The sequence below is a fragment of the Mesorhizobium sp. genome, from assembly GCF_017306585.1.
Classification (GTDB): Bacteria; Pseudomonadota; Alphaproteobacteria; order Rhizobiales; family Rhizobiaceae; genus Mesorhizobium.
The window spans coordinates 1-24,680 of the sequence record NZ_JAFKIC010000210.1 but is presented as its reverse complement, the minus strand read 5'-3'; the positions used below and the strand labels follow the sequence as shown (position 1 = coordinate 24,680).

The window sequence follows — 24,680 nt, the reverse complement described above, 5'->3', positions numbered from 1 at the left end:
CGATGCCCCGCTGCTGGCCGCGCTCAAGGCACTGCGGCTGCGTTTGGCCAAAGAGCGGCAAGTGCCGGCCTATGTCGTGTTCTCCGACCGCACGCTGATCGACATGGCCGAGCGACGCCCGCGCGACCTCGACGCCTTCGCCGAGGTCAACGGCGTCGGCGCGGCCAAGCTCAAGGAATTCGGCCAGGTGTTCCTGAAGGCAATCGCCGCGCACCGGTCCGGTGGCGAGGGCTGAGAACACCGGACGTCCGGTGTTGTTAATCCCTGCGCTCGGTCAGGCTTCCGCGGACCTTTTCCAGCCAGCCGACGAACATGGCGATCGCCTGATTGCCCTTGCCCAAGAGGCCCGCGAGCTCGTCTTCGGCCGCCTTGCCCCTCGCGGCTGCAGGATCAGGCAGCGGCGGCAGGATGTGGGCAAAGTAGGTTTTGTCGAGCAGCCGGTGCAGCAGCCGCTCGCCCGGAAACGGCTCATCATTGTTGAGCGCGCGGGCGGCTTTCAGGAGGTTGCGGATATCATATTGCGTAGGGCTGATGTCCGGCACCTGCTTGGCCAGGCCAAGAAGCGTGTAGACGGCGACCCGGGCGGTGCGGATCGAACTGTCCATCGTGAAGATGATGTCGTTCGACGTTTCGACGAACTGGCCCATCAGACCGAGATTGGTGCAGCCTGCAGGCACGACGTGCGGCCGGTCACCGGCGGCGCGCGGCATGAACATCGCGGTGATGTAGGGCATCAGCGCGAGCCTTGCCTTTGTATTCGCCACCACCTCATCCAGCCTGTCCTCGATACCCAGATGATAGCAGAGCTCGGCCAGGATCTCGCGCCCGCTGCAGGCCGGCATGGGCTTCTTGACGAAGTTGCCTTCCTTGTCCATCAGCAAGGCATAGACCCAGATCACGAGGACATTGTCGGGCTGGGTCGGGAAGTGCGGCTGGCGGTTGCAGGTGAAGCTCATCACCCAGTTGGAATCCGTGAACGTGATGATGCCGCCGGTCACCGTCTTGCCTGAATATGGATCGTTGACGGAGAGTTCCTTCAGCTTGTCGACGAAGGGGGAGGGCCTGCAGGTCAGCGTTACCGATTCCCACATCGAGCCGTCGACATCGCCGTAGAATTTCTCTGGTTTGCCGAACACAGGCGATTTCTTCGCCAGGTTCTTCCAGAGCGCCCAGTCGCTGTCGTCGCCCGGATCGTGCTTGCCGCGCTCAAGCACCGGAGCATTGTCCATGTCGCCATAGGCGGTGCCTTCGGTCATCGATCCGGTCAGGGCATAGACGACGTCCTTCGGACCAACCGCGATGGTCGTGTCTTTGCCGCCGATCTTGGCCCGGATCGCCGTCACGGTGCGGGCGTCGCCCTCGACGGCCATGTCGAGATCGTAGGCGCGCGTGTCGAACTGTACTTTGACACCGCGCTCCCGCAGGTGCTTCACAAGCGGGCGAACGAAGCTGTCATACTGATTGTACTTCGGAAAGACGAGCGCCGACAGATCCGTAAGCCCGTCGATCGAGTCCAGGAAGCGGTGCATGTAGAGCTTCATCTCGAGCAAGCTTTGCCAGTTCTCGAAAGCGAACATCGATCGCCAGAGGTACCAGAAATTGGTCTCGAGGAAGCCGGCGCTGAAATACTGCTCGATCGTGATGTCGTCGAGATCCTCCTTGCGCTTCAGCATCAGCCGGATCAGTTCCCACTGCTGCGACTTCGACAGGCCCAACGTGGAGAAATCACGGATCTGGCCCTGCTTGTGCATGAGCCGCGCCTTTGAAAAGTTCGGGTCATTGTCATTGACCAGGCGGTATTCATCCAGGACGCTGTAGCCTTCCGGCAGCTCCAGCGCCTGCACGTCCTGGAACATGTCCCAGAGATTGTCGTAGTTCCAGTTCATCTCGCGGCCGCCGCGAATGATATAGCCCTCTTCGGCGTTGCCCGCGCCGTCGAGTGATCCGCCCTCAATATGCATGGCGTCCAGTATTGTGATGTCCTCACCCGCCATGCCGCCGTCCCGGATCATGTAGAACGCGGCGGCAAGGCCCGCGACGCCGCTGCCGATGATCCAGGCTTTCCGGCCCTTGACGCGATTGGCCGGAACAGGGCGATTGCGCATATAGGCGCCCATCATGTCCGGAGGCGGCAATGTGTTGGAGGCGCTGTGGTGCCAGTAAGCGGCAGTGGTGTCGGTTTCCACCCTGAACGGTTTGCCGGTCTCGGTTGCTTTGGTCATGTCGGTTCCTCGGCTTGGCATGTCAATCTGACAGCATTCCGGAGCATGGTCACGCCCAAGATGTGCCAAATAGAATGACAGTTAATGACAGTTAACGGCTGGCGAATGTTCGGTCGCCGCATCACATCGCGTTTGCCGGAACCAGACGTCCAGCACTGGCGTCGGCCTCCCGCCCAGAAACCGCTTGACCTCAAGACAACTTGAGGTTTTACGAGGCCCGTCAGCTTGCGTGAGGCAGGCTCCCGTCCGGTTTCGCGGACGGAGATTTCGTAGACGGAGCTGACATGAATTCCCGAGTGGTGCCGACCAACCAAGACCTGCAACCCGTGCCGATGGCGGCACTGTCGGCGGAGGCGCGGCCGCGCGGCGCCGGCTGGGGCGATCTGCTTCTCGGCGCCAATGGCGTGCGTTCGCTGGCGCTCGCCGGCGGGGTCGCCCTGCACGCGGTCAACGTCTATATCGCGACCACGATCCTGCCCTCGGTGATCCACGACATAGGCGGGCTCGATCTCTACGCCTGGAACACGACCGTCTTCGTCGTCGCCTCCATTCTGGGCGCCGCGCTTTCGGCGAAACTGCTGCGGGGCGCTGGTCCGCGCGGCGCCTATGCGATCGCGGCGGCGATCTTTGCCGTCGGCGCGCTGGTTTGCGCGATCTCGCCGTCCATGCCGGTCATGTTGCTCGGCCGCTCGGTGCAGGGGCTTGGCGGCGGTTTCCTGTTCGCGCTCGCCTACGCGATGATCCGGCTGGTGTTCGATGAGGCGCTCTGGCCACGCGCCATGGCGCTGGTTTCCGGCATGTGGGGCATCGCGACGCTGGTCGGTCCCGCGGTCGGCGGCATTTTCGCCGAGCTCGGCGTCTGGCGCGCCGCCTTCTGGTCGCTGGCGCTGGCCGCAATCGCCTTCGCCGCGCTCGCGGCGGCCGTGCTGCCCGGGCGTCGCGCCCGTTCGGATCAGCGATCCGGCGTTCCGGTCACGCAGCTCATCGTGCTGGTGGCGGCCGTCCTGGCGATCTCAGCCGGCAGCGCCTCTTCCGACCTGGCCTGGAACATCGGCGGCATCGTGCTCGCAGTCGCCCTGACGATGCTGCTGGTCGCCGCCGAGAGACGCGCGAGGTGGAAGCTTCTGTCAACGGGAGCGTTCCAGCCGGCAAGCGCCATCGCTGCGCTTTACGCGACCATGGCGCTGCTGGCCATCACGGTGACCAGCGGCGAGATCTTCGTGCCGCTTTTCCTGCAGGTGCTGCATGGCCAGTCGCCTCTGTCGGCCGGCTATCTCGCGGCCATCATGGCGGCGGGCTGGACCGCAGGCTCCATCGCCGGATCGGGCGCCGGGGAACGCGGCGCGCGTCGCCTGATCGTGGCCGGCCCGCTGCTCGAGGTCGCCGGCATGGCGGGGCTGTTCGTCCTGGTGCCCAAGGCCAGCGCGGGCGGCCTGATGGAGCTCGCGCCGATGTGCGTCGCCTTCCTCGCTGTCGGACTTGGCGTCGGCGTGACCTGGCCGCATCTGATGACACGCGCGTTCAAGGCGGCCCTGCCGGGCGAGGAGGAACTTGCGGGAGCCTCGGTGACCACCATCCAGCTGTTCGCCACCGCCCTTGGGGCAGCGCTCGCGGGCATGGTGGCGAACGCCGGCGGCCTTGTCGATCCCGGAGGGGTGGCCGGCACGGCGGGCGCCGCGCGCTGGCTGTTCGGCGCCTTCGCCATCGTGCCGCTGCTGTGCGTGATCAGCGCAAGGCGCGTCATCCGGCTTTCGTGACGGCCGCCAAGGCAAACCAGGCGCGACCGGCACACAGCGGCCGGCCGCCGCCGCTCAACTCTCCGCCAGTTTGTTGGCGAGCTCCGACTGGATCTGACGCAATACGGTCGAGGCGGTCCGGAGTTCTTCATCGCCGATAAGCGAGACCAATTCGTGCCGCAGTTCGGCAAGCACCGTGTTGATCGCCGCCACCCGCGCCTCGCCATCGGCGGTCAGCGACAGGATCTTGGCCCGGCGGTCGCTCGGATCCTCGCGCCTGTCCACCAGCCCCTCCGTCACCAGAAGGTCGACGAGCCGAACCAGGGACGGACCTTCAAGCCCGGCCTGGTCGGCCACCGCGCCCTGGCGCGCTTCACCTCCCAATTGCCACAGCGCCAGCAGCGACATGGCGGTGGCATGCGACAGCCCGCACCGGTCCAGCCGCTCATTGGCGGTGCGGCGCCAGAGCCGCGCCACGTTGGTGATCACCTGGCCGATCGTTTCGCGGCTTCTGGACTGGTCGTTTTCCATTGCTAACTATTCGCATATAATCTATTAGCATGCAATCTATATCGACGGGACGTGTTCCCGCCAGTCCCTGATCTCAACAGGAGGGGCGGCATCGGCTGTTCCCTCAAGGTGTTTCCCGATGTCCGTTGCCTTCGATGCAGTGCCCGCAGCCACGCCAGCCAATCCACGGTCGAGGGTAATCCTCGCGAGCCTGATCGGAACGACGATCGAGTTCTATGATTTCTACGTCTACGCCACCGCGGCGGTGCTGGTCTTCCCGCATCTGTTCTTCCCGGCCGGCAACGAGACGACGGCGCTGCTCGCCTCCTTCGCGGTGTTCGGCGCCGCGATGATCGCAAGACCGCTCGGCGCGATCTTCTTCGGCCATCTCGGTGACCGGCGCGGCCGCAAGATCACGCTGGTGGGCGCCTTGCTGACGATGGGCCTGGCGACGTTCCTGATCGGCCTGCTGCCGACCTATGGCAGAGCCGGCTGGCTGGCTCCGGCCCTGCTGGTGATCCTGCGCCTCGCCCAGGGCTTCGCGCTGGGTGGCGAATGGAGTGGCGCTGCGCTGGTCGCGACCGAGAATGCGCCGAAGGGCAAGCGCGCCGTCTACGGCACCTTCCCGCAACTCGGGGCGCCGATCGGCTTCATCATCGCCAACGGCCTGTTCCTGATCATCGCCGCCATCCTGCCCTCAGACGATCCGTCACGGCCGTCCCTGGCCTTCCTGTCGTGGGGGTGGCGCATACCGTTCCTGTTTTCGCTCATCATGGTGGCGATCGGCCTCTGGGTGCGGCTCAACCTCGTCGAGAGCGCCGCCTTCGACAACACCGTACGCACTGGCAAGGTCAAGAAGGTGCCGCTGGCCTCCGTCGTCGGCACGCATTGGAAGGAACTGGTGCTCGGCACGTTCTACATGCTCGCCACCTATGTCCTGTTCTACCTGATGACGACGTTCTCGCTGAGCTACGGGCGCGCCTCGCCGAGCGCTGCCGTTCCCGGCCTCGGGTATGACTATACGACCTTCGTGCTGATGATGATCATCGGCGTGGTCTTCTTCGGCATCTTCACCATGGTCTCTGGCCCGTGGGCCGACCGCTGGGGCCGGCGCCGGACGCTGATCTGCGTCACCATCGCCATCATTGCCTTCGGCCTGACATGGGTGCCGATGCTTCATGCCGGAACCGTCGGCGTCATGGCTTGGCTCATCATCGGATTCAGCCTGATGGGCATGACCTTCGGCCCGATGGGCGCGCTGTTGCCCGAACTGTTCCCGGCCAATGTGCGCTACACCGGTTCGGGCATTTCCTACAACGTGTCGTCGATCCTCGGCGCCGCCGTGGCTCCGTTCATCGCCGTGGCCCTCTGGAGCGCGGGCGGCGGACCGTTCCGGGTCGGCGTCTACCTTTCGGCCATGGGCGTGCTGACCTTGATCTCCCTGCTGATCGGCCGGGAGACGAAGGACGTCGACATCAACCGCTAGCCGCAACACAGAAATGGGCCCGCTGGCGAGGAGGCGGGCCCGAAAGTCCAACGCATGACGCTCCCTTCCTGGCAGGACTGGCTGTTTTCCATCAAGGCGTTCCTCGCCTCGATGATAGCCCTCTACATCGCGCTGTCGTTCGACCTGCCACGACCCTATTGGGCCATGGCGGCGGTTTACGTCGTGGCCAACCCGCTTGCGGGTGCGACATCGTCCAAGGGGCTCTACCGTGCGCTCGGCACGCTGATCGGCGCGTCAGGCTCCGTGCTGCTTTTGCCGGCCTTCGTCAATTCTCCGCTTTTGATGAGCGTCGTCGTCGCGTTGTGGACGGGGGTGTTGCTCTACATCTCGATGCTGGACCGCACGCCGCGCAGCTACGTCTTCATGCTGGCCGGCTATTCGCTGCCATTGATAGCGCTGCCGGCGGTCGATGCGCCCCAGACCATCTTCGACATCGCTTCGGCCCGCAGCCAGGAAATCATCCTCGGCATCGTCTGCGCCAGCGTCGTCGGCCAGCTGTTGTTTCCGATCGGACTGTCCTCGCTGATGTCGTCGCGCATCTCCAACTGGCTCGGCGACGCCGCCGCCTGGGCGGCCGAAATCCTGCGCGGCGAGGGTGCTCCCGGATCCGCGCTTCCCGCCCGACAGAAGCTCGCGTCCGACATTTCCGGCTTCGATATCCTGATCAGCCAGCTTGGCTACGATCACCAGACCCATGGGCTGACACGGCAGGCGCGCCAGTTGCGCGGCCGCCTCATGCTGCTCCTGCCGCTGCTGTCATCACTCGACGACCGGCTGCACGAACTGAGGTCTCAGGACCGTGTGCCGAGCACCGAACTGAGCCGCCTGCTCGACGACGTCGGAGCCTGGCTGCGGTCGGTCGATGATCCGGTTCGCGCGGTTGCGCTGCGTTCGCGCATCGCGGATCTTCGCCCTCCGGCCTATGCCGTGGACTGGCGCAGCCTCATGCTCGACAGCGCGCTGGCGCGGCTGCGCGAGATCGTCGATGCCTGGCACGACTGCCTCGTCCTGAAGCGCCAGATCGCCAGTGGCGAAGCCCGTGGCGAGAAGCTTGCCTTCCGCCGGCGCCGGACCTTTTCGCGAAGCCGTCACCACGATTACGGCATGCTGTTCTTCTACGCGTCGTCCGTCATCGTCGCCGTGCTGGCCGCCAGCGCCGTCTGGATCTATTCGGGTTGGGCCGAGGGCTCGGGCTTCGTGCTGATGGTGGCGGTGGCATGCTCCTTCTTCGCGGCCACCGACCGTCCCGCGCCCTTGCTGCTGTCGATGTTCATCTGGTGCTCCGTCAGCCTGGTGGTGACCGCCGCCTACCAGTTCGCCATCCTGCCATCGATCCAGAGCTTCCCCTTGCTGGTCCTGGCGCTGGCGCCGCCGTTCCTGCTGCTCGGCACACTGATCCCAAGGCCGCAGCTCAACATGCTGGCGATGCTTTTGACCGTCAACACGGCCTCCTTCATCGCTCTGAGCGACAGGTTCTCGGCGGACTTCACCTCATTTGCCGGCGGCGGCCTCGCGGCGCTCGCAGGCGTCGGCTTCGCGCTTGTCTGGACGCTTGTGGTTCGGCCTTTCGGCGGCGAGATCGCCGCCCGGCGACTGGTTCATGCTGGCTGGTCCGACCTCGCCCAACTGGCCGCCGGGGACCGTGCCGAGGACCAGCGCAGGCTCGCGGGTCGCATGCTCGACCGGCTCGGCCAACTGGTGCCCCGGCTGGCTGCGGCGGAGGACAAGCGGCTGTCGATGATCGATGGCTACGCGGAGATCAGGCTGGGGCTGAACATCGTCGAACTGCAGCGGTTGCGCGGCCGGCTGACGTCGGAGGAGCGGGTTTCGATCGGCGACGTTCTGTCGGCGGTCGCCGCGCTGTTCAAGGAACGCGTGCGCCTCGGCGCCTCGGTTCCCGCCTCGCCGGGGCTGCGCGAACGCATCGACGCCGCGCTTGCCATCGTCGCGGGCCGCCAGGCGACGCCGGCGCGGCGATCCGTCGATGCCCTTGTGGGGCTGCGGCGCGCTTTGTTTCGCGACGCCGCGCCACCCATTCACTCGACAGTGCCGGAGCGGATGCTCCTCGTAGCGGAGTAGATAGAGACATGCAGCACGACATCAGCATTGGCGGCGTCTATCTGCCCGGACTTCTCGTCATGATGCTGGCGGCTTTCGTCGTGGCGCGCCTGGTCTGGGAAGTGCTGTCGCGGACCGGCCTCTACTCGCTCGTATGGCACCGGGCGCTGTTCAACCTCGCGCTTTACATCCTCATCCTGGGCGCAATGTCCTCTCTCTCGAATCGGCTGTTTTCATGAAATACCGTCTTCTCAAAACCACCGGCAGGGTGCTTGTCACGGTCGCCGTTGTCGCCATCGCCGGCGTCGCGGCCTGGAAATTGTGGGACGAGAACATGAACGCCCCCTGGACGCGCGATGCCCATGTGCGCGCCGATGTCGTCGGCGTCACGCCTGACGTGTCCGGCCTCGTCGCCGATGTGCTGGTCAAGGACAATCAGGCGGTCAAGAAGGGCGATGTGCTGTTCCAGGTCGATCGTCAGCGCTTCGTCGTCGCGCTCGCGCAGTCGCAGGCGGTGGTCGAGGGAAAGCAGGCAACGCTCGATCAGGCAAAGCGCAATCTCGACCGCCTGCAACGGCTGACCGCTTCGGCCGTCAGCGTCCAGCAGATCGAGGAGGCCAAGTCCGCCGTCGCCGAGGCGCAATCGGAAAGCCTGCAGGCCAGTGCGGCCCACGATCTGGCACAGCTCAACCTCGACCGGTCGCAGATCAGGGCGCCCGTGAACGGCATCATCACCAATCTCAGCCTTCGCCCCGGAGACTACGTCACCACGGGCGCGGCCATCATGGCGCTGGTCGACACCGATACGGTACGCATAGACGGCTATTTCGAGGAGACGAAACTTCCGCGCATCGAAGTGGGTGCCAAGGCATCGATCAAGCCGATGGGATGGAAGTCCTCCATACCGGGCCATGTCTCCAGCATCGCCGCGGGCATCGAAGACCGCGAACGCGCTGCTGGCACGCTGCTTGCCAACATCAACCCGACCTTCACCTGGGTGCGCCTGGCGCAACGTGTTCCCGTGCACATCGCGCTCGACGGCGACGCCGCCACCAAGGCGCGGCTGGTCATCGGCACCTCGGCAAGCGTCGTCATCGACAGCGCGGTCGCCGACTGACGGCAACGCCAAGTCCACTCTGGTGAGGCCGGCCAGCGATGTCGCCCATGGCTCACCCTTCCGGGTGACGCAAGCGCTGCTCCTCTCCATTGGTCATCAGCGAGCGGATGCCGCCGAACACCAGCGCGATCGCCTCGTCGCGCCCCAGATCGTCGGCGGCCGCCTTGCGCAACCACAGCCCGTCGATGAGCGCGGCTATGATGAAGCCCGCTTCCCGCAGGCGTGACTCGGCGGCCATCTCCTCGAAGACCGATGCCAGGTTGGAGCGCAGCCGGCGATAGAACAGGCGCTGCAGCCTCGCATACTGCGGGTTCACGCCAGCCTCGGCGCAGACCGAAAGCCACGCATTGGCGATGGGCTGGGTGAAGGCCGAAGCAGGGAAATTTCCCTCGACGATCGCTTCCAGCCGTTCCCAGCCGGTTCGCGCCGCCTTCAGGCGCGCGATGACATCCTCCATCAGCAGGCGGTTGTTGTAGCGCACCATGCCGAACAGCACCTCGTCCTTGCCCTTGAAATAATAGGCAAGGATGCCCGGCGACATGCCGGCTTCGCGGCATATGCGGGCCGAGGTCATGCCGTGCAGTCCATGCTCAAGGAAGACGCGATGCGCGGCCGCGATCAGTTCGATGCGCCTGATGTCCTCGATCTTGGTTCGCTTGCCGTGAGTCGCCATTGCCCTTTCTAGCAACAAAGATTTTTGTACGCTCATACAAGATTCTGTATTGACATAAAATGAGGAGGCCATAGCGTTGCGGCACAGTCCGTCTCATCAAGAAAAATGGGGAACCAGATGCGCACGACATTCCTTCTCACCCTGCTGTCGGGGCTTGCCGTTTCGCCTGTCTTTGCCGCCGATGCGCCGCAGTGCAAGAAGGTCCGCATGGCGGATCTCGGCTGGACCGACATCGCGCTGACCAACACCACGGCCCAGATCATTCTCGATGGCCTGGGCTATGACGCCTCCCAGACCTTGCTCGGCCTTGGGGTCGCCTATTCCGCCTTGAAGGAGAACGACATGGATGTCTTCCAGGGCAACTGGCGGCCGGTACAGGACGAGGAATACAAAACCTATTTCGACAATGGCTGGGTCGAGGTGCTGGGCGTCAACCTGGAAGGCGCCAAATACACGCTCGCCGTACCGCAATATGTCGCCGACCAAGGAGTGAAGAGCTTCGACGACCTCGCCGCCCACGCCGCGCAGTTCGGCGGCAGGATCTATGGCATCGAGGCCGGCTCGAACAAGCCGCTGCTCGACATGGTGGCCGCCAACCGGCACGGTCTGGGCGACTGGCAGATCATCGAATCCAGCGAGGCGGCGATGCTGACGCAGGTCGCCAATTCCATGGCCGACAAGAGCTGGGTCGTGTTCCTCGGCTGGGAACCGCATCCGATGAACCTCGACTACAAGATAAGCTACCTGTCGGGAGGCGATGCCGAGTTCGGCCCCAATTTCGGCGGCGCCACCGTGCGCACCATCGCGCGCAAGGGTTTCTCGGCGGAATGTCCCAACGCGGCGAGGCTGTTCGCCAATCTGGCGTTCGACCTCGACTATGAAAACCACGGCATGCGGATGATCCTGGGCGAGGGGAAATCCGCCGAGGAAGCCGCGCGCGAGATGATCAAGCGCAATCCCGACAAGCTCGCCAAATGGCTCGACGGCGTCTCCACCCTCGACGGAGGGCCGGGCCTGCCGGCGGTTCAAAGCGCACTGGGGCAGTAGATGACCGACAGCATGCTGGCAGCTCTGTTTGAACGAGCGGGCGAGCCGCTCGGCATCATGCGTGTGCCGCGGCCAGAGCCCGGCCCCGGAGAAATTCTGGTTCGGCTGGAGGCGAGCGGCATATGCCACACCGACGTGCATGTGTGGCAGGGCCATCTGCGGCCGGCTTCGGGCAAAACGGCTGGAATCCTCGGTCATGAGGGCGTCGGGAGAGTGGTTCAGCTCGGCGCCGGCGTCACCGGCTGGCACCCGGGCGAGCGCGCCGGCGTGGCCTGGCTTCACGACGCCTGCGGCCATTGCGATGAATGCCACGCCGAGATGGAGTCTTTCTGCCAGCACCAGCGCGCGCATGGCTTCGATGTCGCCGGCACGTTCGCCGAATATGTCGTGGCCGACGCGCGCTTTGCCGCGCGCGTGCCGGACAGGGGCGATGCCGCGGCGCTGGCGCCCTTGATGTGCGCGGGCCTGACCGCGTTCGGCGCCGTGAGACGGGCCGGGATCGTCGCCGGCGAGACCTGCGCCGTATTCGGCTGCGGCGGCCTTGGGCTCTATGCGGTCCAGATCGCCCGGCGGCTCGGCGCCACGGTCGTCGCCGTCGACACGGACGCGGCCAAGCTGCGCCTCGCGGCCTCGCTTGGCGCCGAACACGTCCTGCTTGCCTCGCCTGACCTGGCCGGCAACTGGCCGGCGGCTCTGCGCGCGCATGTCTGCATCAATTTCGCGCCGACGCCGGCAAGCTGGGACGCGATGGTCGCGGCCATCCGCCCACGCGGCAGGATCATCGCCGCGGCCATGGTCCCGCAACCGGTACCGCTCAACCAGGAATGGCTCACCACGACCGGCGTCTGGGTGACGGGGACCAGTGTGGGCACACGCGAGCAGATGCGAGAACTGCTGAAACTGCACGAGGAGCAGCCGTTCGAGGCACAGATAGAGCGCGTCACGCTCGCCGAGGTGACCAGTGCATTGGCGCGGTTGAAGGCGGGCACCGCCAAGGGGCGGCAAGCCATCGTCTTCGACTTCTGACGATTCGCGGTGCCGCGAGGCGTGCGGTCACCCCGCGATCTTACCGAGAGTATCCGCTACCACCGCGCCGCGTTCGCCCATGGGCCGCGCAGGCCCGGTCGTCGAATCGATGGCGGTCTGGTGCTCCATCTCGGCGTTGATGGCAGCGCCGCTGATCAGGATGATCACGGAGATCCAGGTCCACATCATCAGGCCGACGACCGCGCCCAGCGATCCGTAGGTGGCGTTGTAGTTGGCAAAATGCTGGAGGTAGAACGAGAACAGCCATGACGCTGCGATCCAGACCGCAGTAGCGATCAAGGCTCCCCAGCTCAGCCAGCGCCATTTGGCGTGTTCGCGGCTTGGCCCGAAGCGGTACAGCAGCGATATGCCGGTCAGCATCGCGCCGACGAGAACCGGCCAACGGGATATTGCGAGCAGCGATTCCGTCCAGTCATCGAGGTAGAAGTAGCGCAGCAGCGCGGGCACGACGCCGATCGTCAGCAGCAGCACCATGCCGATCAGCAGCGCCCCGACGGTGAACAGGATGGACATCAGGTTCAGCCGGATGAAGCTGCGCTTCTCGCGCTCCTCATAGGCGATGTTCATGGCATCGAAGAGCGCCTTCATGCCGCTGTTGGAACTCCATAGCGCGATGGCGAGGCCGACGAAGAATCCGGTCCCGAGCGCGCCGGATTTCTGTCTCGCCAGCGCCTGCAACTGATCGCGGATAAGGTCCAGGCCTCCAGCTGGCAGAAGCCCGTTGAGATAGGCCACGTGGTCGGCGACCGTGGCCGGATCGGCAACGAAGCCGTAGATCGAAATGAAGGCGGCAAGTGCCGGAAACAGCGCCAGCAGGAGATAGAAAGTGGCCCCGGCCGCGACCAGCAGGACCCGGTCCTTGTTGAACTCTTCCCAAAGCCTCCAGAAGATATCCTTCCAGCCGAGCGCGGGTATTTCCGACGGCCAGGCCGCGTCGCGGCCCCGCTCGCCTTCTTCCGCTTTCAATGCCGCCGCGCTTTGTTCTGTCGTGGAAGCGGCGCGGCCCGCGGCCTCCGCGTCGATCAGCGAAGCCTCGCGTTCGGCGGGTCGTGGCGGCCGTTTTGCTCTCGTGGGCGACGAACGCGTCGTGACGAGCGGCTTTCCTTTTCCGCCGCCGGAGCGCGCGCCGGCGGATCGTTTTCGTGGTTGTTTCGCCATGGCGCGCCTCGCCCCGCTAGGATCTGAATTCCGAGAACGCCTTACAACGCCTGGAAAAGGTCTGCCGTTCCCTCGTCGCTCAGTTGGCGGGGTCTCTGAAAAACCCAATGCAACCTTTGAGCGCTTCGCAGGTTTATTCCCGCTATTGGTGTTTTGGAGACGCCGAAATGTGGATATTCGCGGCAATTGCGATGGGGTTCTGTCTGGCGCTGTCCCTGGGCTGGATCATCGGGTCGCTGGAAGGCTGATTCACGCAGGAGCCAGCCTTCGGGGCGACGCGCGAGCGCTACACGTCCGCCAGAACAATCCGCGCAGGGACGCGATCAAGGTGTCAGCCGCCGGAGGCGGCACGGTCTGAAAGCTCAGGCCGCGCGTCTCACCGGTTTCGGCGCAGGATCATGCCGGCGTGGTGCAGCACGTCGTCGATGAACTCGCCATCGGCGGTGAAGCCGGTGTCGTCCCAATAGTCGATGTGGCTGCCGGTCACGACGTAGCGTCCCTGATAGGCTTTCTCGCGGGTTCCCCTGGCCTCGACATAGCGCCCGTTCGGCAGCAGTTCGTGGCGTATGCGCCCGTCCTGCGTCACCCAGAGGCCGGTGTAGTTGTGAGCCAGGCTATTCATGGTTATGTCCTTTGCAATGGCAAATGCGGCCGATGTCGCAACGAGCGATGCGGCGATGGCGAGCCGGCGCATCAGTGCGCCGCCCGTGTCGGACGCACGACGATCTCGTTGACGTCGACATCGTCGGGTTGCTCGATGGCGAAGCGCACCGCCCGGCCGATGGCGTCGGGCTGGAGCGCGATAGCGCGGTAGGTCTTCATCGCCTCGGCGGCGACGGGATCGGTGATGGTGCCGGCCAGTTCGCTTTCGACCACGCCGGGGTGGATGCAGGTGACGCGGATGTCGTCCTGCTCCTGCCGCAGGCCGTCCGAAATTGCCCGCACCGCATATTTGGTGGCGCAATAGACGGCGGCCGTCGGCGAGACGGTCAGCGCCCCGATCGAGGCGATGTTGATGATATGGCCGGCTCCCCGCGCGGTCATCTCCGGCAGCACGGCGGCGATGCCGTGCAGCACGCCCTTGATGTTGACGTCGACCATGCGGTCCCATTCGTCTGTCTTCATCGAGGCCATCAGCGACAGCGGCATGATGCCGGCATTGTTGACGATCACGTCGACGCGGCCCCAGGCCTGGCGCGCGGCCTGCGCGAAAGCGGCGACGTCGGCGCGGTCGGTCACGTCGAGCCTGCAGGTCATCGCCTCGCCGCCCCTGGCGCGAATTTCATCGGCCAGTGCGTCCAGCCTGTCGGTGCGGCGCGCGCCCAGCATCAGCCTGGCGCCGGCGGCCGCAAGCTCGCGGGCGATGCCGGCGCCGATGCCGCTTGATGCCCCGGTGATGAGAACGACCTTGTCGAGAGCCATCGCGAAATCCTTTCGTCTTCAATGCGATCGATATGGTCGGGACTGTACGCCGCAGCCATTGTTGCGATAAGGCAGCCAGTTGTTGCCGCTATGGGAAGTATGGCTAACCAATGATGCCTGATCTCAACATGCTGTCGGTGTTCGCGCTCGTCGCCGAGGAACGCAGCTTCCGCGCGGCGGGCGAACGGCTGGGCGTCAGCCGCTCCGCCGTCAGCCAGACGATCCGGCGGTTGGAGGAAAGCCTCGGCATCGCGCTGGTCCGGCGCACGACGCGCAGCGTCAGTCTGACGGAAGCGGGCGAGCAATTGTATGAGGACGTGGCGCCCGCCATTGCCGGGATGCGCGTGGCACTGCGCCAGACCGAGCAATGGCGCGACCGGCCGCGCGGGCAATTGCGGCTCGCCGTCTCCTCCATCGCCGAACGGTTCCTGTCGGGCCCCTTCCTCACCGGCTTCATCAGGGCCAATCCCGAGATCCAGCTCGACGTCACGGTGACCGACGAGGAGTTCGACATCGTGGCCGAGGGCTATGATGCGGGTGTGCGGTTGGGAGAGGTCATCGAACAGGACATGATCGCGGTCGCCGTCGCGGGCGACGAACGGCAACTGCCGGTTTGCTCTCCCGCCTACCTCGACAGTTTCGGCATCCCCCGGCATCCCGCCGACCTTGCCGGGCATCGCTGCATCGGCTGGCGGCCTTCGCCCAAGGCGGTGCCCTATCGCTGGGAGTTCGCCGAGGCCGGCAAGGACTTCAGCGTCGCGGTCTCACCCGAAGTCACCACCAACGACATGGCGCTGATGATCAAGCTGGCCGTTGCGGGTGCCGGCATCACCTTTGGCATGGAAGAAAGTTTTCGCCCCTTCATCGAGCGCGGCGAACTGGTTGCGCTGCTGGAGGACTACTGCCCGCGCTTTGCCGGGTTCTATCTCTATTACCCGAGCCGCAGGAACCTCGCGCCGAAACTGCGCGCGCTGGTCGAGCACGTGAAGCGCGGGAAATGACGACTGCCGTCAGCAGGTTCGCCGAGGGGGCGCTGGTTTTGACATGCCTTGCTAAATTACGTCATGTTGGCCAATCGAATTGTCGTAGCCGAGGGGCCTGATCAGATGCGGGCAATCGGCGATGCCAGCCGACCTCGCTTGTCGCCTAAAGTCATGCCGGGACCCTTGCGTGAGAATAGTTCTAGGAACCTATCAGTTCGACACTGTTGGCGGCAGCGAGACCTATGCACTGACCCTTGCCGAACAGTTGCTCAAGCTTGGCCATGACATCACGATCTATGTGAAGATACCCGGGAAGATGGCTGAGGTCGCAAGAGAGCGCGAGATCAGGATCGCTACCGATCTCAAGCTGGCCATGCCCGATATCGTGCTCAGCCAGGACGGCATCGTCGCCTATGAGATGTCGGCCAGGTGGCCCGAGGTGCCCCACGCCTTCATCTGCCATAGTCCGCTTTTCGAATTGCAGACTCCTCCAGCCGTGCCGGGCGTGGTCGGCGCGGTCGTCGTGATGAGCGAGCGGTTTGAAAACCGGCTTCGCGCGCTGGCCACGAAACATCGCATCGTCCGCCTTCGCCAGCCGATCGATGTCGACAGGCTCGCGCCCAGCGGAGCCGCCCGCAAAGAGCCAAGGAAAGTCCTTTTACTGGGAAACTATCTGCAAGGCGAACCCAAGCGCTTTCTGATGGAGGCATGGGGCGGCGCCGGTCTGGAGTTCAGGCAGATCGGCACGCCTGCCGGCACCAGTTCCCTGGACATCGTCCAAGCCATAGCGGACGCCGACATCGTCGTGGGCAAGGCCCGGGCGATCCTGGACGCCATGTCTTGCGGCCGGCCCGCCTACCTGTACGACGTCTTCGGGACAGATGGGTGGGTGACCCCGCAGGTCTACGATGCGATGGAGGCCGATGCGTTCGCGGGGCTGGCCTTGTCCCGCCCTTTTGATCCCACGCAGTTGGTCACCGATCTGAAAGCCTATGACCCCCTGATGGGAGTGGCCAACCGGAAACTGATCATGATGAACCATCACGCGCGGATTCACGCGCAGGAGATAGTCGATCTGTGTTCGGATCTGGCAAAGCCGACGGCAAGCCGGACCACGCCAAAGCTCGAGCTATCGAGACTGGTGGCATCGAATTGGCGGTCGGAATCCAAGCTACTTTCTGCCCGGATTGCATTCGGACCGATGGCCGAGCGCGCAAAGAAGGCCGAGGACGAAGTCAGCAGGCTTCGTGACAGAAACGAGCGCTACCGTCGCACCATAGAGCGACTGACAGGCGAACTCAGTATCCCGACAGTCGGGGAGGAACGAAACGAGGTCCGGCGCCGACTGGCGGCTGAAGTCGAACAAGACCTCAGGACTGATCGGGGCCAATCGTCCGACAGCGCCATCGATGAACCGGGCCGGCGGATCCTGATGTCCCAAATAAATCGTCGTGTCGTCATGGCGAAAGTAAAGCGCCTGATCCGCAGGCAGTATCGAAGGCTGAGGGGATGAACGAGCTCAAGAAATCCGATCGCGCGCCTTACCTCATGTGCGCCGATGACGTTGAGATCGCCGATGGCGTTTCCATCGGGGCCTTTGTGGTTCTTTATCCGGGAACACGATTGGGCCGCGGAGCGCGTATCGAGCATGGCGCCATAATAGGCAGGCCAAGCCAATCCAATCCCGGTTCGGTGGCGCAGCCGACGGTTCAGCAGCCGACCGATATAGGCGAGAGGACGATTGTGGGAGCCTACGCGATTGTCTGCTCGGGGGTGACCGCCGGCGCCGACGCGTATATCGGCGACCATGCCCTGATCCGCGAAGGAGCGCGTCTCGGGGAGAAAAGCAGCGTCGGGTTTTCCAGTTCGGTGGGAAGCAATTGCGTCATCGGAGAAGCGACGCGAATACAGGGGTTCTGCGGCTTTCCGGCAGGGACCATCATCGAAAGCAACTGCGCCATCGGTCCTTACGTCGTCGCGCTCGCAACCACATTCAGTTCCAAGGGAAAGATGCCGACCGGTCCCGTCGTCATCCGAAAGGGCGCTCGGATCGGCAGCGCCGCCCAATTGATGCCCGGTGTGGAAATCGGCGCCGGCGCGACGGTGGGCGCGGCTTCGGTCGTTACCCGGAGCGTGCAGTCCGGCGTGACCGTGCACGGAACTCCCGCATCCGCGACGGGTACGACGGGGAATCAATAAAAGGAGGCCGCGCGAGAAACTTCGAATAGGCCCTCCTGCGCTAACTTGCGAGGGCATCCCGCTTCGCGCGATGGGGTGCGCCTGTCCTGCGAGACTCGGAGAGCGATGGCGGAGAGGGAGGGATTCGAACCCCCGATGGGCTTGCACCCATGCCGCATTTCGAGTGCGGTGCATTCGACCACTCTGCCACCTCTCCGCGGGTCATGGTCCGCCGTTGCCGGCGCGGCGCACTAGATAACGGCTGAACGGGAAGGTTACAAGGCCAATCCTTGAGTTATTTGCTTCGCCGGGAAATAGCGGGTTTCGACGCCGCGCGCAGGGCTTGCGGCGCGCCCGGCTGCCTTGACTCCGTGCCGCTGTTCGGTTAGGGACAGCGCGCAATCGGCGTGGAGGGTGCTCCGCGCCGCTTGTTTTTTGAACCCGCAGACTGACAAAAAGACGGCCGAACCGCCAGACGCGGTTCATCAAGGCCGACCGAACAGCGAAAGGCAAAAAATGTTCGCAGTCATTAAAACGGGCGGCAAGCAGTATCGCGTCGCCGCCAACGATCTCCTGAAGATCGAAAAAGTCGAAGCCAATGTCGGCGATATCGTCGAGATCGGCCACGTGCTCGCGCATGGCGAGGGCGAGAATGTCACGTTCGGCGCACCGTTCGTCGATGGCGCCACCGTCACCGCCGAAGTCGTCGAGCAGGGCAAGAACCGCACGGTCATCGCTTTCAAGAAGCGCCGCCGCCAGAATTCGCGCCGCAAGATCGGCCATCGCCAGCTGCTGACCACCGTGCGGATCTCCGAGATCCTGCTGGGCGGCGCGAAGCCCGCCAAGAAGGCCGCCGCCAAGGCGGAAGCCAAGGCCGAGGTAGCGGCGGACGCCGCGCCGAAGGAAGCCAAGGCCAAGAAGGAAGCCGCCCCCAAGGCGGAAGTGGCGGCCGAGACGGCAGCCGCGCCGCTGTTCAAGGCGCCGAAGGGCGAGCCGGACGACCTGACCGTGATCAAGGGCATCGGCCCGGTCGCCGCCAAGGACCTGGCCGAACAGGGCATCATCACTTTCGCGCAGCTGGCCAAGCTGTCGGACAAGGATGTCGCCAAGATCGACGAGCACATGCCCTTCAGCGCCGACCAGATCAAGGACTGGCGCGAACAGGCCAAGGAATTGGCCAAGAAGTAATTTTTCTGGCGACGAGGTCGCCGGATCGGACTTGAAACGGAACGCGAACGCGTTCATAAGGCCTTTTAGGCGCCTTGCGGCGCAACGGAGTTAGTTAGATGGCACACAAGAAAGCTGGCGGCTCGTCGCGCAACGGTCGCGACTCGCATTCCAAGCGTCTGGGCGTGAAGAAGTTCGGCGGCGAAGCCGTCATCCCGGGCAACATCATCATTCGTCAACGCGGCACCACCTGGCATGCCGGCGTCAATGTGGGCATGGGCACGGACCATACCCTTTTCGCGCTCGAAGCCGGCGCCGTGATGTTCAACAAAAAAGCCAACGGCCGAACCTACGTATCGGTCAATCCGATTACCAAAGCCGCGGAGTAGCCGGTTCCGCACTAGAACACCGGCGCCCATCTCGGGAACCGGTGTCTGGAAGCCAGAAGTTCGGCAAGGCCAGGAAAAGGATCAGGGGAGATGGGTTTCCATCTCCCCTTTTTCTTTGCCTGGAGGACTTTCAAATGGTTGCCGAAGCGGAAGACACCGAAGACGAAAGTTACGCGATCGACTGCCCGGTGCTGGTCACCGAGCGCCTGGTGATGCGGCCGCCGCATGAACGCGATATCGCGCAACTGGTCGAACTCGCCGACAACCGCCACGTCGCCGAAATGCTGGCGCGCATGCCCCACCCCTATGGCGAGGCCGAGGCGCGTTCCTTCCTGGCCATGACCAAGTCGCGCCGCGCCGGCATCGCCTACGCGCTGACGCTGGCCGGCACCGAGACCTTCGTCGGTTGCGCGGGCCTCAACACCACCGACCGCGGGCTGGAACTCGGCTACTGGATCGGCGAACCGCACTGGAAGCGCGGCTATGCGACGGAGGCAGCGCACGCCCTGGTCGACCTCGCTTTCCAGAAGACGTCGATCCAGGTGCTGCATGCCTCGACCAGGGTCATCAATCCGGCCTCGCGCCGGGTGATCCACAAATGCGGCTTCCAGTATGCCGGCCAGGGCATGCTGAACTCGATCGTCGCCGGCCAGGTGCCGGTCGAGCGCTACCGGCTCGACAGGAAGACGTGGGTCAGCCTGCGCAACTGGGTGCATTTCTAGGTGCGCTGATGTTCAGGTGAGGCCGGCCTGCAAACGGCAGTCGCCCGCGCTTCCCTGATCCTACTGCGTGGCCGCAGTAGGATCAGGCTCAAGCATGACTCAGCCCAGTTCGGCCCATACCGGAAAGTGGTCCGAACCGGCGGCTTGCCGGTCGACCCACAGGCGCTTCAGCGAGCGGGCAAGCGAAGCGCTGGTGAAGACATAGTCGATGCGCTTTTGGCGTTTGGGGTCGCCGAAGGTGATGAGGTCGTCGCCGGTGACGGCGAGGCGCAAGGCGGCGTCGACAGCGAAGTCGGCGGTCAGCGGCATGCCGAACTCATGGTCGGGCCGGCCGGCGAGTTCGACATATTCGGCCGAGCCGGCCAGCATGTTGAAGTCGCCCATGGCGACAAAGGCCTCTGGATGCGGCATTTCCGGCAGGCCGATCTCGGCGACGCCGGACAGCGCTCCGCCTTCGAGCGCGTAGTTCAACAGGCGCTGGCGCAGGAACTGGATCTGGCTGGCGCGTTCGACCGGGCTGCGGTGGTCGAGATGGATGGAATAGAAGCGGATGAAGCCCAGCGGCGTCTCGATCAGCGCTTCCAGCGCGCCGCGCTGGAAGTTCATCATCTCGAAGCTGCGGCTGCGCGGCAGGAGCAGGTTGCGCGACAGATGAATGGGGGTTTTCGACAGCATCATGTTGCCGAGCTGGAAGGTCGTGGTGATGGCGCGGCCTTTTTCGATGCGCGAACCGAGATTGGCCTCGAAATTGCTGCCATAGACGGCGAAATAATCGGGCAGCGCCTCGCCGATTTCGGCGACCATGTCGCGGCCGCCGTTCCTGGGATTGTTGCGGGTAACCTCCTGCAGGGCGATAACGTCGGCGCCGCGCACGGCATCGGCGATGCGTCCAAGATCATAGCGCCCGTCAAGGCCGATGCCGTACTGGATGTTGTAGGTTACAAGCTTCATTCCGACATCTCTCCGGCCGCTCCCCTCGCGGCCATTGTCACAAAACGGCCTCGCCCTTCGCCGCGCCTTGGTTTAGAGCAAGGCCTGACGTTTAGAGCAATGCCGCAAGGCCAATAAAAGAAACCGCAATCCCATGAAATTTCTCGATCAGGCCAAGGTCTATGTCCGCTCCGGTGACGGCGGCGCCGGCTCGGTGTCGTTCCGGCGCGAAAAGTTCATCGAGTTCGGCGGACCGGATGGCGGCGACGGCGGCCGCGGCGGTGATGTCTGGCTGGAGGCGGTCGACGGGCTGAACACGCTGATCGACTATCGCTACCAGCAGCATTTCAAGGCCAAGACCGGCGTCCATGGCATGGGCCGCAACATGACCGGCGCGAAGGGCGCCGACGTCACGCTGAAGGTGCCGGCCGGAACGCAGGTGTTCGAGGAGGACAACGAGACGTTGATCTGCGACCTGACCGTGGTCGGCCAGCGTTTCCTGCTCGCCAAGGGCGGCAATGGCGGCTTCGGCAACCAGCATTTCAAGACCTCGACCAACCAGGCGCCGCGCCGCGCCAATCCCGGCCTGCCGGGCGAGGAGCTCACCATCTGGCTTAGGCTGAAACTGATCGCCGATGCCGGGCTTGTGGGTTTGCCGAACGCCGGCAAGTCGACCTTTCTCGCCGCCGTCACCGCCGCCAAGCCGAAGATAGCCGACTATCCCTTCACGACGCTGCATCCGGGCCTTGGCGTCGCCCGCATCGACGCGCGCGAGTTCGTCATCGCCGACATTCCCGGCCTCATCGAAGGCGCGCATGAAGGCGTCGGCATCGGCGACCGCTTCCTCGGCCATGTCGAGCGCACGCGCGTGCTGCTGCACCTGGTTTCGGCGCAGGAGGAAAATCCCGGCAAGGCCTACAAGACCGTGCGCGCGGAACTCGAGGCCTATGGCCACGGGCTGGCCGACAAGGCTGAGATCCTGGCGCTGAGCCAGGTCGACACACTCGATGCCGACCAGCGCAAGAAAAAGGCCGCCTCGCTGAAGCGCGCGGCAGGGCGTGCGCCGATGCTGTTGTCAGCCGTCACCGGCGAAGGTGTCGAGGCGGTCCAGCGCGCGCTGATGGCGGTTATCGCGGAGGCGCGCGCGCAAATTGCCGCTCCCGTCGAGACGCGCTGGGAAAAGTAGGCCATGCAGTCGCTGAAAAAATACCGGCGCATCACCGTCAAGATCGGCTCCGCGCTGCTCGTCGACCGGGCGAGCGGCCTGAAGCGCGACTGGCTGGCCTCGCTTGCCGACGACATCGCCGTGCTCGCCCAGGGCGGCGCCGAAATCCTCGTCGTGTCCTCCGGCGCCATCGCGCTCGGCCGCACCATCCTCGGCCTCGGCAAGCGCGCCCTGAAGCTCGAGGAGAGCCAGGCGGCGGCGGCCGTCGGCCAGATCGCGCTGGCCGGCGCCTGGTCGGACGCGCTCGGCAGGGGCGCCCTGAAGTCGGGCCAGATCCTGCTCACGCTCGGCGACACCGAGGAGCGCCGCCGCTACCTCAACGCGCGGGCGACGATCTCGACGCTGCTCAAGATGAAGGCGGTGCCGGTGATCAACGAGAACGACACGGTTGCCACGTCCGAAATCCGCTATGGCGACAATGACCGGCTGGCGGCGCGCGTAGCCACCATGATGGGCGCCGACCTTTTGGTTCTGCTCTCGGACATTGACGGGCTCTACACGGCGCCGCCGGCCAAGGATCCCGAGGCCAAATTCATTCCCGTGGTCGACCGCATCACGCCCGATATCGAGGCGATGGCGGGCGCGGCCGCTTCCGAACTGTCGCGCGGCGGCATGCGCACCAAGCTCGACGCCGGCAAGATCGCCAATGCCGCAGGCACCGCGATGATCATCACCTCGGGCACGCGGCTGTCGCCGCTGATGGCGATCGAGCGCGGCGAGCGCGCGACCTTCTTCAGGCCGAGCGCCAATCCGGTCAAGGGCTACAAGACGTGGATCGCCGGCCAGCTCGAACCGGCCGGCCGGCTGACCGTCGATGCCGGGGCCGTTGGCGCGCTTCTGTCGGGCAAGTCGCTGCTGCCGGCCGGCGTGAAACTGGTCAGCGGCAATTTCTCGCGTGGCGACACGGTGGCGATCCTGTCGCCCGAGGGCCGCGAGATCGCGCGCGGGCTGGTTGCCTATGATGCCGCCGATGCCGTAAGGATCGCTGGCCTGAAGACCGCCGAGATTGAAACCGTTCTCGGCTACGAGGCACGTTCGGCGATGATCCACAGGGATGATCTTGCGGTAAGTCACGCTGGCGGCGACATAAGCGGAGGATGAGCCATGCTGAAACTGCATGAAAAATCCGGGGATGAAACCATTGCGCTGATGGCCGATATCGGCCGCCGCGCCCGCGCCGCCGCCCGACCGCTTGCCATCGCAACCACCGCCGCAAAGAATACCGCGCTCCTCGCAATGGCGGACGCGATTCTGCGTCAAGAGTCGGTAATACTCGATGCCAATGCCATCGATGTCTCGAATGGCCACGAATCCGGGCTTTCCGGTTCGTTCATGGACCGGCTGAAGCTCGATCCGGCGCGAATCCGGGCCATGGCCGAGGGTATTCGTGAAATCGCTGCGCTCAGGGACCCCGTCGGCGACGTCATCGCCGCATGGGAGCGGCCCAACGGGCTCAACATCGAGCGCGTGCGCACACCGCTGGGCGTCGTCGGCGTCATCTATGAGAGCCGGCCCAACGTGACGGCAGATGCCGGCGCGCTCTGCCTCAAGGCGGGCAATCCGGTGATCCTGCGCGGCGGTTCGGATTCGCTCAATTCGTCCGCAGCGATTCATGCCTGCCTGGTCGAGGGGCTGAAGGCCGCCGGACTGCCGGAAGACGCGATCCAACTGGTGCCGACCACCGACCGCGCCGCCGTCGGTGAGATGCTGAAGGGGCTTTCGGGCAATCTCGACGTCATCATCCCGCGCGGCGGCAAAAGCCTTGTCGGGCGGGTGCAGACCGAGGCGCGCGTGCCGGTGTTCGCCCATCTCGAGGGCATCTGCCATCTCTATGTCGACCGTTCCGCCGAGCTCGACATGGCGGTCAAAATCGCCGTCAACGCCAAGATGCGGCGCACCGGGGTCTGCGGTGCCGCCGAGACCCTGCTGGTCGACCGCGCGGTGGCATCAACCCATCTTGTGCCCATCCTCGACGCCTTGCGCGCCGCGGGCTGCGAAATCCATGCCGACGCCGAGGTGCTGAAGCTGTTCTTCGACGCCAAGCCGGCTGATGACGCCGACTGGGTGACCGAATATCTCGATGCCATCATCGCGGTGAAGCTGGTCGATGGCATTTCCGGTGCGATCGAGCATATCGAGACCTTCTCCTCGCATCACACCGAGGCGATCATCGCCGAGGATGCGGAGGTGGTGGAGCGGTTCTTCAACGAAATCGATTCTGCAATCCTGCTGCACAACGCCTCGACGCAGTTCGCCGATGGCGGCGAGTTCGGCATGGGCGCCGAGATCGGCATCGCCACCGGCAAGATGCATGCGCGCGGCCCGGTCGGCGTCGAGCAGCTGACCTCGTTCAAGTACCGTGTGCGCGGGTCGGGCCAGGTGCGGCCGTGACGTTTTTTGTCCTAAGGGATTGAAATTTGCGCCCAGGCCCCCCTCTCTGGCCTGCCGGCCATCTCCCCCTCAAGGGGGGAGATTGGATGTCACGCAGGCTTTCGCCAATCGCCGGCGTTGAAGACTGGATGTCGTCATCGAAGCTGCTGATCTCCCCCCTTGAGGGGGAGATGCCCGGCAGGGCAGAGAGGGGGGCCT

At 64.7% G+C, this 24,680-nt stretch carries 24 protein-coding genes and 1 tRNA gene; 17 read left to right on the top strand and 8 right to left on the bottom strand.

What is annotated here, in order from left to right:
- A partial coding sequence (locus tag J0I79_RS25920; RefSeq protein WP_292866063.1) for an HRDC domain-containing protein occupies positions 1-235 on the top strand: 235 nt, incomplete at its 5' end.
- Positions 236-257: 22 nt separating this feature from the next.
- Here the strand turns inward: J0I79_RS25920 and J0I79_RS25915 are convergent.
- Positions 258-2,222 carry an oleate hydratase gene (locus J0I79_RS25915; RefSeq protein ID WP_292866060.1) on the bottom strand — a complete coding sequence of 655 codons (1,965 nt, stop codon included), beginning with the start codon at positions 2,220-2,222 and terminating at the stop codon, positions 258-260.
- A gap of 284 nt (positions 2,223-2,506) precedes the next feature.
- Between J0I79_RS25915 and J0I79_RS25910 the strand changes: the two genes are divergently transcribed.
- Entirely contained in the window at positions 2,507-3,979 is a 1,473-nt protein-coding gene (locus tag J0I79_RS25910) for an MFS transporter (RefSeq protein WP_292866057.1), read from the top strand.
- Positions 3,980-4,033: 54 nt separating this feature from the next.
- On the opposite strand, the gene J0I79_RS25905 is transcribed toward J0I79_RS25910, so the two are convergent.
- Complete coding sequence (locus tag J0I79_RS25905; protein ID WP_292866054.1) at positions 4,034-4,489, bottom strand: MarR family transcriptional regulator; 456 nt, start codon at positions 4,487-4,489, stop codon at positions 4,034-4,036.
- 118 nt (positions 4,490-4,607) lie between these two features.
- Here J0I79_RS25905 and J0I79_RS25900 point away from each other — a divergent pair, with 118 nt between their 5' ends.
- The 4 genes from J0I79_RS25900 to J0I79_RS25885 are packed head-to-tail and all read left to right on the top strand — an operon-like array spanning position 4,608 to position 9,150.
- On the top strand, positions 4,608-5,954 hold the full coding sequence (locus J0I79_RS25900) for an MFS transporter (protein ID WP_292866051.1): 1,347 nt from the start codon (positions 4,608-4,610) through the stop codon (positions 5,952-5,954).
- Positions 5,955-6,008: 54 nt separating this feature from the next.
- Positions 6,009-8,054 (top strand): FUSC family protein, encoded by a 2,046-nt coding sequence (locus tag J0I79_RS25895; protein ID WP_292866048.1) that lies wholly within the window; start codon positions 6,009-6,011, stop codon positions 8,052-8,054.
- Positions 8,055-8,062: 8 nt separating this feature from the next.
- A complete protein-coding gene (locus J0I79_RS25890; protein ID WP_137933048.1) occupies positions 8,063-8,272 on the top strand; it encodes a DUF1656 domain-containing protein in 210 nt (69 codons plus the stop codon).
- Positions 8,269-9,150, top strand: a complete 882-nt coding sequence (locus J0I79_RS25885; RefSeq protein ID WP_292866043.1) for an HlyD family secretion protein — start codon at positions 8,269-8,271, stop codon at positions 9,148-9,150. The genes J0I79_RS25890 and J0I79_RS25885 overlap by 4 nt, the downstream gene beginning before the upstream one ends.
- A gap of 52 nt (positions 9,151-9,202) precedes the next feature.
- Here J0I79_RS25885 and betI read toward each other — a convergent pair whose 3' ends face one another.
- Positions 9,203-9,823: a transcriptional regulator BetI gene (betI, locus tag J0I79_RS25880; RefSeq protein ID WP_292866040.1), complete on the bottom strand. Its 621-nt coding sequence runs from the start codon at positions 9,821-9,823 to the stop codon at positions 9,203-9,205.
- A gap of 117 nt (positions 9,824-9,940) precedes the next feature.
- Between betI and choX the strand changes: the two genes are divergently transcribed.
- Together choX and J0I79_RS25870 are read left to right on the top strand one after the other, a co-directional pair.
- Positions 9,941-10,870 (top strand): choline ABC transporter substrate-binding protein, encoded by a 930-nt coding sequence (choX, locus tag J0I79_RS25875; protein ID WP_292866037.1) that lies wholly within the window; start codon positions 9,941-9,943, stop codon positions 10,868-10,870.
- Positions 10,871-11,896, top strand: coding sequence for an alcohol dehydrogenase catalytic domain-containing protein (locus J0I79_RS25870; RefSeq protein ID WP_292866034.1), 1,026 nt, complete (start codon positions 10,871-10,873; stop codon positions 11,894-11,896).
- A gap of 27 nt (positions 11,897-11,923) precedes the next feature.
- Here J0I79_RS25870 and J0I79_RS25865 read toward each other — a convergent pair whose 3' ends face one another.
- The 3 genes from J0I79_RS25865 to J0I79_RS25855 all read right to left on the bottom strand — a co-directional run bounded on the left by J0I79_RS25865 (position 11,924) and on the right by J0I79_RS25855 (position 14,497).
- On the bottom strand, positions 11,924-13,075 hold the full coding sequence (locus tag J0I79_RS25865) for a YihY/virulence factor BrkB family protein (RefSeq protein ID WP_366015238.1): 1,152 nt from the start codon (positions 13,073-13,075) through the stop codon (positions 11,924-11,926).
- 376 nt (positions 13,076-13,451) lie between these two features.
- Complete coding sequence (locus tag J0I79_RS25860) at positions 13,452-13,769, bottom strand: Atu4866 domain-containing protein (RefSeq protein ID WP_292866030.1); 318 nt, start codon at positions 13,767-13,769, stop codon at positions 13,452-13,454.
- Positions 13,769-14,497, bottom strand: a complete 729-nt coding sequence (locus tag J0I79_RS25855) for an SDR family oxidoreductase (protein ID WP_292866027.1) — start codon at positions 14,495-14,497, stop codon at positions 13,769-13,771. The genes J0I79_RS25860 and J0I79_RS25855 overlap by 1 nt, the downstream gene beginning before the upstream one ends.
- Positions 14,498-14,607: 110 nt before the next feature.
- On the opposite strand from J0I79_RS25855, the gene J0I79_RS25850 reads away from it, so the two are divergent.
- From J0I79_RS25850 to J0I79_RS25840, 3 genes are all read left to right on the top strand, one after another.
- Complete coding sequence (locus J0I79_RS25850) at positions 14,608-15,498, top strand: LysR family transcriptional regulator (RefSeq protein ID WP_292866024.1); 891 nt, start codon at positions 14,608-14,610, stop codon at positions 15,496-15,498.
- A gap of 169 nt (positions 15,499-15,667) precedes the next feature.
- A complete protein-coding gene (locus tag J0I79_RS25845; RefSeq protein WP_292866021.1) occupies positions 15,668-16,993 on the top strand; it encodes a hypothetical protein in 1,326 nt (441 codons plus the stop codon).
- On the top strand, positions 16,990-17,679 hold the full coding sequence (locus J0I79_RS25840; RefSeq protein WP_292866018.1) for a DapH/DapD/GlmU-related protein: 690 nt from the start codon (positions 16,990-16,992) through the stop codon (positions 17,677-17,679). Before J0I79_RS25845 ends, J0I79_RS25840 begins: the two co-directional genes overlap by 4 nt.
- 106 nt (positions 17,680-17,785) lie before the next feature.
- Here the strand turns inward: J0I79_RS25840 and J0I79_RS25835 are convergent.
- Positions 17,786-17,875 (bottom strand) — tRNA-Ser (locus J0I79_RS25835).
- 299 nt (positions 17,876-18,174) lie between these two features.
- Between J0I79_RS25835 and J0I79_RS25830 the strand changes: the two genes are divergently transcribed.
- From J0I79_RS25830 to J0I79_RS25820, 3 genes are all read left to right on the top strand, one after another.
- The gene (locus J0I79_RS25830) at positions 18,175-18,846 is read left to right on the top strand and encodes a 50S ribosomal protein L21 (protein WP_292866015.1); all 672 of its coding nucleotides are present in this window, start codon (positions 18,175-18,177) and stop codon (positions 18,844-18,846) included.
- A 98-nt stretch (positions 18,847-18,944) separates the two neighbouring features.
- Positions 18,945-19,214 (top strand): 50S ribosomal protein L27, encoded by a 270-nt coding sequence (gene rpmA, locus J0I79_RS25825; RefSeq protein ID WP_140613041.1) that lies wholly within the window; start codon positions 18,945-18,947, stop codon positions 19,212-19,214.
- 134 nt (positions 19,215-19,348) lie between these two features.
- On the top strand, positions 19,349-19,936 hold the full coding sequence (locus tag J0I79_RS25820) for a GNAT family protein (protein WP_292866008.1): 588 nt from the start codon (positions 19,349-19,351) through the stop codon (positions 19,934-19,936).
- 99 nt (positions 19,937-20,035) lie between these two features.
- Here J0I79_RS25820 and J0I79_RS25815 read toward each other — a convergent pair whose 3' ends face one another.
- The gene (locus tag J0I79_RS25815) at positions 20,036-20,887 is read right to left on the bottom strand and encodes an endonuclease/exonuclease/phosphatase family protein (protein ID WP_292866005.1); all 852 of its coding nucleotides are present in this window, start codon (positions 20,885-20,887) and stop codon (positions 20,036-20,038) included.
- Between the two features lie 133 nt (positions 20,888-21,020).
- On the opposite strand from J0I79_RS25815, the gene obgE reads away from it, so the two are divergent.
- From obgE to J0I79_RS25800, 3 genes are read left to right on the top strand one after another with little or no spacing between them, the layout of a single operon-like run.
- The gene (gene obgE / locus J0I79_RS25810) at positions 21,021-22,052 is read left to right on the top strand and encodes a GTPase ObgE (protein WP_292866003.1); all 1,032 of its coding nucleotides are present in this window, start codon (positions 21,021-21,023) and stop codon (positions 22,050-22,052) included.
- 3 nt (positions 22,053-22,055) lie between these two features.
- Positions 22,056-23,192 (top strand): glutamate 5-kinase, encoded by a 1,137-nt coding sequence (proB, locus tag J0I79_RS25805; RefSeq protein ID WP_292865999.1) that lies wholly within the window; start codon positions 22,056-22,058, stop codon positions 23,190-23,192.
- A gap of 3 nt (positions 23,193-23,195) precedes the next feature.
- Positions 23,196-24,482: a glutamate-5-semialdehyde dehydrogenase gene (locus J0I79_RS25800; RefSeq protein ID WP_292865996.1), complete on the top strand. Its 1,287-nt coding sequence runs from the start codon at positions 23,196-23,198 to the stop codon at positions 24,480-24,482.
- Positions 24,483-24,680 lie beyond the last annotated feature (198 nt).

Coding starts and splice junctions, on each gene's coding strand:
- J0I79_RS25915 (WP_292866060.1), bottom strand. CDS start 2,222: ATGACCAAAGCAACCGAGACCGGCAAACCGTTCAGGGTGGAAACCGAC.
- J0I79_RS25910 (WP_292866057.1), top strand. CDS start 2,507: ATGAATTCCCGAGTGGTGCCGACCAACCAAGACCTGCAACCCGTGCCG.
- J0I79_RS25905 (WP_292866054.1), bottom strand. CDS start 4,489: ATGGAAAACGACCAGTCCAGAAGCCGCGAAACGATCGGCCAGGTGATC.
- J0I79_RS25900 (WP_292866051.1), top strand. CDS start 4,608: ATGTCCGTTGCCTTCGATGCAGTGCCCGCAGCCACGCCAGCCAATCCA.
- J0I79_RS25895 (WP_292866048.1), top strand. CDS start 6,009: ATGACGCTCCCTTCCTGGCAGGACTGGCTGTTTTCCATCAAGGCGTTC.
- J0I79_RS25890 (WP_137933048.1), top strand. CDS start 8,063: ATGCAGCACGACATCAGCATTGGCGGCGTCTATCTGCCCGGACTTCTC.
- J0I79_RS25885 (WP_292866043.1), top strand. CDS start 8,269: ATGAAATACCGTCTTCTCAAAACCACCGGCAGGGTGCTTGTCACGGTC.
- betI (WP_292866040.1), bottom strand. CDS start 9,823: ATGGCGACTCACGGCAAGCGAACCAAGATCGAGGACATCAGGCGCATC.
- choX (WP_292866037.1), top strand. CDS start 9,941: ATGCGCACGACATTCCTTCTCACCCTGCTGTCGGGGCTTGCCGTTTCG.
- J0I79_RS25870 (WP_292866034.1), top strand. CDS start 10,871: ATGACCGACAGCATGCTGGCAGCTCTGTTTGAACGAGCGGGCGAGCCG.
- J0I79_RS25865 (WP_366015238.1), bottom strand. CDS start 13,075: ATGGCGAAACAACCACGAAAACGATCCGCCGGCGCGCGCTCCGGCGGC.
- J0I79_RS25860 (WP_292866030.1), bottom strand. CDS start 13,769: ATGCGCCGGCTCGCCATCGCCGCATCGCTCGTTGCGACATCGGCCGCA.
- J0I79_RS25855 (WP_292866027.1), bottom strand. CDS start 14,497: ATGGCTCTCGACAAGGTCGTTCTCATCACCGGGGCATCAAGCGGCATC.
- J0I79_RS25850 (WP_292866024.1), top strand. CDS start 14,608: ATGATGCCTGATCTCAACATGCTGTCGGTGTTCGCGCTCGTCGCCGAG.
- J0I79_RS25840 (WP_292866018.1), top strand. CDS start 16,990: ATGAACGAGCTCAAGAAATCCGATCGCGCGCCTTACCTCATGTGCGCC.
- J0I79_RS25830 (WP_292866015.1), top strand. CDS start 18,175: ATGTTCGCAGTCATTAAAACGGGCGGCAAGCAGTATCGCGTCGCCGCC.
- rpmA (WP_140613041.1), top strand. CDS start 18,945: ATGGCACACAAGAAAGCTGGCGGCTCGTCGCGCAACGGTCGCGACTCG.
- J0I79_RS25820 (WP_292866008.1), top strand. CDS start 19,349: ATGGTTGCCGAAGCGGAAGACACCGAAGACGAAAGTTACGCGATCGAC.
- J0I79_RS25815 (WP_292866005.1), bottom strand. CDS start 20,887: ATGAAGCTTGTAACCTACAACATCCAGTACGGCATCGGCCTTGACGGG.
- obgE (WP_292866003.1), top strand. CDS start 21,021: ATGAAATTTCTCGATCAGGCCAAGGTCTATGTCCGCTCCGGTGACGGC.
- proB (WP_292865999.1), top strand. CDS start 22,056: ATGCAGTCGCTGAAAAAATACCGGCGCATCACCGTCAAGATCGGCTCC.
- J0I79_RS25800 (WP_292865996.1), top strand. CDS start 23,196: ATGCTGAAACTGCATGAAAAATCCGGGGATGAAACCATTGCGCTGATG.